Source organism: Archangium sp., from assembly GCF_057119385.1.
Map to the genome: position 1 here is coordinate 137,095 of NZ_DBNGVP010000212.1, position 6,496 is coordinate 143,590.

Sequence of the window (6,496 nt, forward strand, 5' to 3'; positions counted from 1 at the left end):
AGTGAGTCGCGCACGGGCGGGTGGGGGAGCGGCGGCTCCCCGCCCGCCCGGATGCGTTTTCACGTCCTCCCAGGCTCCGTCCGTTGCACGGCCTCCTTCAAGAGAGAGGGCACATCCAGGACGAGCCCCACGCGCCCATCGTCCAGCAGGGTGGAGCCGGACACACCGGGCAGGGAGCGCAGGAGCCGGTCCAGCGGTTTGAGGACGCGCTGGCCCTCGCCATACAGCTCGTCCACCACCAGCCCGGCGAGGCCCTCGCCGTGAGCCACCACGACCACGCTCTCCCGCTCCGAGCGAGCGCCCTGCACTCCGAGCACCTCGCTCAGCCGCAGGTAGGGCAGTGCCTGGCCACGCAGATTCAGCACGCCGCCGCCGGGCTGCCCGTGCAGCTCCGCTGGCAGCTCCAGGCACTCCCGCACCGTCTCCAGCGGCAGCACGTAGGTCTCCTCGCCTATACCGACGGCGAAGCCCTGGATGCTGGCCAGCGTCAGCGGTACCCGCAGCGTCACCGTGGTGCCTCTTCCCTCCTCGCTGAGCAGCGTCACCGTGCCCCGCAGCGCCTCCACGCCGCGGCGCACCACGTCCATGCCCATCCCGCGTCCGGACACCTCCGTCACCGCTTCCGCGGTGGACAGCCCCGGCAGGAAGACGAGCTCCGCCAGCTCCTCCGCTGTCATCCGCTCGGCCTCCCGCCCCAGCGCGCGCGCCTTCTCCCGCAGCCGCTCGTACCGCAGGCCCCGGCCGTCGTCGGAGAGCTGCACCACCAGCATCCCCGGCTCGTGCGAGGCACGCAGCACCAGCCTCCCTGAGGCCTCCTTGCCCGCCTCGCGCCGCGCCTCCGGCGCTTCCAGCCCGTGGTCCACCGCGTTGCGCACCAGGTGCAGCAGCGGCTCGCGCAACCCCTCCACCAGGGTGGTGTCCACCTCCACGTCCTCTCCCTCCAACACCAGCCGCGCCCGCTTGTGCTGGGCTCTCAGCAGCTCCCTCACCGCACGCAGTTTCTGCCGGAAGAGGGGACCCACTGGAACCATCCGCACCCGGTTCACCTCCTCCTGCAGCTCCAGGTGCAGCCGCTCCGCCTCGAGGTGTACCCCCAGTGCCTCCGCGGCCGAGCCCTTCGCCAGCACCTGCGTCAGCTGCCCTCGGGCGATGCTCAGCTCGCCGGTGAGGTTGGCGATGCGGTCCAGCTTCTCCACGTCCACCCGGAGTGTGCGCACGCGCCGGACCTCCTCCGGCGCTCCCGCGGCTCCCACCGGTACCGGCCCCGTCAGTCCTGGCGCTCGCAGCTGCTCCAGCAACCGCTGGGCGTCCGTTGGCATCCGCTCCTGTGCGGAGCCGGAGCTCGCGGCCGCCGTCAGTGCGCGCAGGTGGTCCACCGCGCTCAGCAGCAGCGTCACCAGCTCCCCGGTCGCCAGCCTCCGCCGCTCCAGCAGCGCCTCCAGCACGTCCTCCACGCCATGAACGAAGTCGGTGAGGGCCGGGAACCTCAGTGACATCGCCAGGCCCTTCAGCGTGTGCGCTCCGCGGAAGACGGTCCGCAGCACCTCTTCCCGCGGGTGGGCCTCGAAGGCGAGCAGTCCCGCCTCCATCTCGGCGAACAGCTCCTCCGTCTCCGTCCTGAAGGATTCGAGGATCAGCTCATGATCGATCTTCATGTGACCCTCGGGAGCCCCTCGTCAGCGGCCCCCCGCCCGCCGGGCAACGGGCGCAGTGCAGGGCCATGCCCCCTTGCGTCTCCAGCAGCTCGAAGAGCACATGGTCCGTCGCCTCGAAGGACGGTCATCCGCGTTTCCATCCGTTGCCGCTCGGTGCTCAGGCGGCGCACCCGCGTGTGCAGTGCCTCGTTCTCCTGTTGGAGCTCCCGCACGCGCCGGGTGAGGTGCTCCGGGTGCTCGGGCGTGGTGGGAGCGTCCCTCTGCTCGTCTCGTTGCATCGCGCTCTTCCTCTCTACTCGCCCAGATACCGCTCGAGCTTGTCCAGCAGCTCATTCACATTGAAAGGCTTGGTGATGTAGTCGGAGCAGCCACTGGCGAAGCCCCGCTGCACGTTCTGGGGCTCGCCGCGGGTCGTGACCATGATGATGGGAATGTCGCGTGTCCGCTCGTGCGCGCGCAGCGTCTGGCAGGCGGTGAAGCCATCCACGTGCGGCATGAGGACATCCATGAAGATGATGTCCGGGTGCTCGGCCAGGGCCGTCTCCACGGCATCCTCCCCGTCCCGCGCGGTGAGCAACTCGTAGCCCCGGTCCGCCAGCAGCAGCTGGTGCATCAGCAGGACTGTCTGTGAATCGTCGACGAGGAGGATCTTCTTCTTGTGAGACATGGTTGCTCCGGCAATGACTCGCCCTGGCTGCTGAGCACCCTGGCGTGGAAGAAGCTGAGGGACTGCGTGGACGCGGCGGGGGTGTTCTCGCCCAGGCTTCACACCCGGAAGCGCCTGAACTCATGGTCCTCGCCCGGGAGCGGGGCCTGGGCGGCGGGACGCGGACCCGGAGCCCCGGGGCCGTGGGCGTCCGCCGCGGCCTTGAGCGCGTGCGCCGGGGACGGAGCCTGCCCGCGGGGGGTTCCCCCCACCCGGGGACGGGGCCGCGGGCGATCGCCGCGCTCGTGGCCGCCCTCCACGCGGAAGTAGGACACCCGCTGGGTGAGCGCCTCCGCCTGGGCGGAGAGCTCCTCGGCGGTGCTGGCCAGCTCCTCGGAGGAGGAGGCGTTGCGCTGCGTCACCTGGTCCACGTGCTGCATCGCCTTGTTCATCTGAACCACCCCTTCGGACTGCTCGATGGAGGTGGCCACCACCTCCTGCACCAGGTCCGCTGTCTTGCGGATGGCGGGGACCAGCTCCTCCAGCAGTTGTCCCGAGCGCGTGGCCACCTTCACGCTGCTCGTCGCCAGCCCGGAAATCTCCTTCGCCGCCGTCCGGCTCCTCTCCGCCAGCTTACGCACCTCGGTGGCCACCACCGCGAAGCCCTTGCCGTGCTCTCCCGCCCTGGCCGCTTCGATCGCCGCGTTGAGCGCCAGCAGGTTCGTCTGGTAGGCGATCTCCTCGATGATGGAGACCTTCTCCGCGATGGAGCTCATCGCCTCCACCGTCTCCTTCACCGCCCGGCCACTCTCCTCGGCGTCCCGGGCGCCCTTCACGGCCATCTGCTCCATCTGCAGGCTGTGGTCCCGGTTCTGGGTGATCCGCGCCGTCATCTGCTCCAGGCTGGAGGTGGTCTCCTCCACGCTGCTGGCCTGCTCGCCGGTGCCCTGCGAGAGACTCTGCGAGGACGCCGACACCTGCACGGAGGCCGCGCTGAGCGTGGTGGCCCCCATCCGGACCTCCGCTATCGTCTCGGAGAGCTTCCTCACCATCTCCTTCAGGGCGAAGAGGAGGCTCGTCCGGTCGTTCGTCTTCGTCTCCACGTGCACGGAGAGGTCTCCGTCCGCCACCTTGTGCACCATCTCCGCCGCGTATCCCGGCTCCCCGCCGAGCTGCCCGGCGATCACCCACGTGGTGAGCAGGCCGAGCCCGAGGGCGAGGGGGACGGCGGCGAAGAGGAAGCCCAGGACGAACCGCCTGAACCCCTCGTACGACGCGGTCGACTGCTCCGAGAACCGCTCCATCTCCGCGAACTTGTGCGTCTCGAGCTCCTTGATGACCGCTTCGATCTGGTTCTCGACCGTCCGGGCCTCCTTCACGCCCGCGTCGATGTAGAGATCCTTGCTCGCCGCGATCAGCGCGGGCAGCCGCCCGCTCGTCGCGAGCTGCAGGACGTCCTGCTGCTCGTTGCGCAGCTGCGTCATGAGCTGCTCCACCTCCGCGGCCTTGAGCTGCTGGACCGGCTCCGAGCCGGAGATCGTCTGCTGGTAGGCCGCGAACGCCTTCCCGAACTTCTCCCGGCTCGCCTCGAGCTCCGCGGTCCGTTCCGCGAACCGCTCCGTGCCCACGTCCAGCACCACGTTTCGAAGGGTGCGGGACATGTGGAGCATGTGCACGTCCGCCTCGAGCAGCTTCACGAGGGCGAGGGCGTGGTGCTCGTGTATCTCCTTGAGGCTCTCGTCCGTCTGCGCCATGCCACGCAGGCCCTGCACGCCGACGAACACGGCCAGCACCGTGAGCAGCCCGAACCCGAGCGCGAGCTTCGTGACGACCTTCAAGTTGCGAAACCAGTTCACTGTGCGTTCATCCTTTGCTGGGCGCGCAGGGTCTGCGTGACAGGGGGGCCAACGCAGTCGGCACCGGCCCGAGGATTCTTCCTGCGGTCCTCGCTCATGCCGCGGCCAGCATCACACGAGCCTCAACCGATGAGAATTCTTCGGGCTGGCGGGGCTACCTGCACCCCCGCACACCGGCCGCTCCTGGCGCCGCGCGGGCACCTCCCGGGAGTGGGGCTCCGGCAGGTGGCCGTCGGACAAGAGGACCGGGCCCTCGGACCGGCACCTGGAAGGGAGCCCACCCGCCAGGGGGCCGGGCCCTTCCACCGCTCCTCCGGGCGTTTTCTTCGCAAGTCCGCTGGGTTGGAGAAATATCCGGCCATGAGCGTGCGGCGATTCGACATCGTGGTGATTGGCTCGGGCCCGGGCGGTGAGGGGGCCGCCATGAAGGCCGCCAAGTCCGGCAAGCGGGTGTGCATGGTGGAGCGGCTCCCCCTGGTGGGCGGTGCCTGCACCCATACCGCCACCATCCCCTCCAAGGCCCTGCGCCACGCCATCCAGCGCCTGGTGGACGTGCAGGTGGACCACCCGGACCTGCGCATCGAGCTGGCCAAGAGCTGGAAGTTCAAGGACATGATGCGGACGGCCTCGTCCGTGGTGTCGCGCCAGGTGCGGCTGCGCACCACCTTCTACGAGCGCAACCGGGTGGAGCTGGTGGTGGGCCAGGCCCGCTTCCTGGATGCCACCACCGTGGAGGTCAGCGAGCCCCGGGGGGCCAGCGAGCTGCTGTCCGCCAAGGCCTTCGTGGTGGCCACGGGCTCGCGTCCCTACCGCCCGCCGGACCTGGACTTCAACCACCCGCGCATCTTCGACTCGGACACCATCCTCACGCTGGGCGAGACGCCGCTGACGATGATCATCTACGGCGCGGGCGTCATCGGCTGCGAGTACGCCTCCATGTTCCGCATGCTGGGCGTGAAGGTGGACCTCATCAACACGCGCGGGCGGCTGCTGTCCTTCCTGGACGATGAAATCTCCGACGCGCTCTCCTACCACCTGCGCGAGCAGGGGGTGCTCATCCGCCACGAGGAGCAGATGGAGCGGGTGGAGACGCGGGACGACGGGGTGGTGCTGCACCTCAAGAGCGGCAAGCGGCTGAAGGCGGACATCTTCCTGTGGGCCAACGGGCGCACGGGCAACACGCAGAACCTGGGGCTCGAGGCGCTGGGCATCCAGACGGACTCGCGCGGCAACATCCCCATCAACGACGCGTACCAGACATCCGTGCCCCATATCTACGCGGTGGGAGACGTGGTGGGCAGTCCCTCGTTGGCCAGCGCCTCGTATGACCAGGGGCGTTTCGCCGCCACGCACATCGTCGAGGGGCGGCTGGAGAGCAAGCTGGTGAAGGACATCCCCACCGGCATCTACACCAGCCCGGAGATCAGCAGCCTGGGGCGCACCGAGCAGGAGCTCACGCGCGATGGCGTGCCCTACGAGGTGGGCCACGCCTTCTTCAAGAGCCTGGCGCGCGCGCAGATTACGGGCCGCACGGTGGGGATGCTCAAGATGCTCTTCCACCGCGAGACGCGGGAGATCCTCGGCATCCACTGCTTCGGGGACAACGCCTCGGAGATCATCCACATCGGCCAGGCCATCATGGCGCAGGAGGGGCCGGGCAACAGCATCGACTACTTCATCAACACCACGTTCAACTACCCCACCATGGCCGAGGCGTACCGGGTGGCCGCGCTCAACGGGCTCAACCGCCTGTTCTGACGGGTGCCCCTGACGGCACTCACCCGGGTGCCCCTGACAGCATTCACCCCTCCCACTCCGTCGCCCGAGCGGCGGCTTCGATTCCCGCCGCCTCCACTAGAAGTTACCCGCCGCTGTGAGCCGCGCCCCACTCCTGTCGAGGGGGCGCGGTTTGCTTTGTGCGCCCGGCATGGGCATCGACTTGGAGGTGGAAGTCCTCCCGGAAGCAGGTCACCGCGAACGAAGGGAACCGCAGAGCGCCGGACCGAGAGGCCGACGTGAAGGAAGCGGGGAACGAAGCTGCGGGGCGACGAACAGGAACCGGCTATGAGGCGGCACCGAGCGGGGCGAGCGGGCAAAGCTTCGCGAAGCCCCGGTGACCAAGGCGAGGTGACGTAAAGCCGGCGCTCGTGCGGTGAAGGTCGATGTTCTTACCCGGGGAGAGCTCGCCTCATGCCTGAAAGGGCGACGCCGAAGAGGCGGAGCGAGCAGTCAGCAGAGGCCGTAGTGTGCGCTGGGCAGCGCACTGGTCAGGAGGGTTGAAGTCCCTCCGGCGCTCGGATGAGGAGCGCCGTATCCAAAGGCGGGGGTAACGCCTCGCC

Annotated in this window: 4 protein-coding genes; 1 reads left to right on the forward strand and 3 read right to left on the reverse strand. The window is 69.1% G+C overall.

The features are described from left to right. Positions 1-59: 59 nt before the first annotated feature. The 3 genes from AC16DP_RS48635 to AC16DP_RS48645 all read right to left on the reverse strand — a co-directional run bounded on the left by AC16DP_RS48635 (position 60) and on the right by AC16DP_RS48645 (position 4,157). Positions 60-1,655, reverse strand: coding sequence for a chemotaxis protein CheA (locus tag AC16DP_RS48635; RefSeq protein ID WP_329728916.1), 1,596 nt, complete (start codon positions 1,653-1,655; stop codon positions 60-62). Between the two features lie 292 nt (positions 1,656-1,947). After that, positions 1,948-2,322, reverse strand: coding sequence for a response regulator (locus AC16DP_RS48640; protein WP_329728917.1), 375 nt, complete (start codon positions 2,320-2,322; stop codon positions 1,948-1,950). Positions 2,323-2,420: 98 nt separating this feature from the next. Next, positions 2,421-4,157, reverse strand: coding sequence for a methyl-accepting chemotaxis protein (locus AC16DP_RS48645; protein ID WP_329728918.1), 1,737 nt, complete (start codon positions 4,155-4,157; stop codon positions 2,421-2,423). 360 nt (positions 4,158-4,517) lie between these two features. On the opposite strand from AC16DP_RS48645, the gene sthA reads away from it, so the two are divergent. Next, a complete protein-coding gene (sthA, locus tag AC16DP_RS48650) occupies positions 4,518-5,915 on the forward strand; it encodes a Si-specific NAD(P)(+) transhydrogenase (protein WP_329728919.1) in 1,398 nt (465 codons plus the stop codon). The last annotated feature ends 581 nt before the right edge of the window (positions 5,916-6,496 follow it).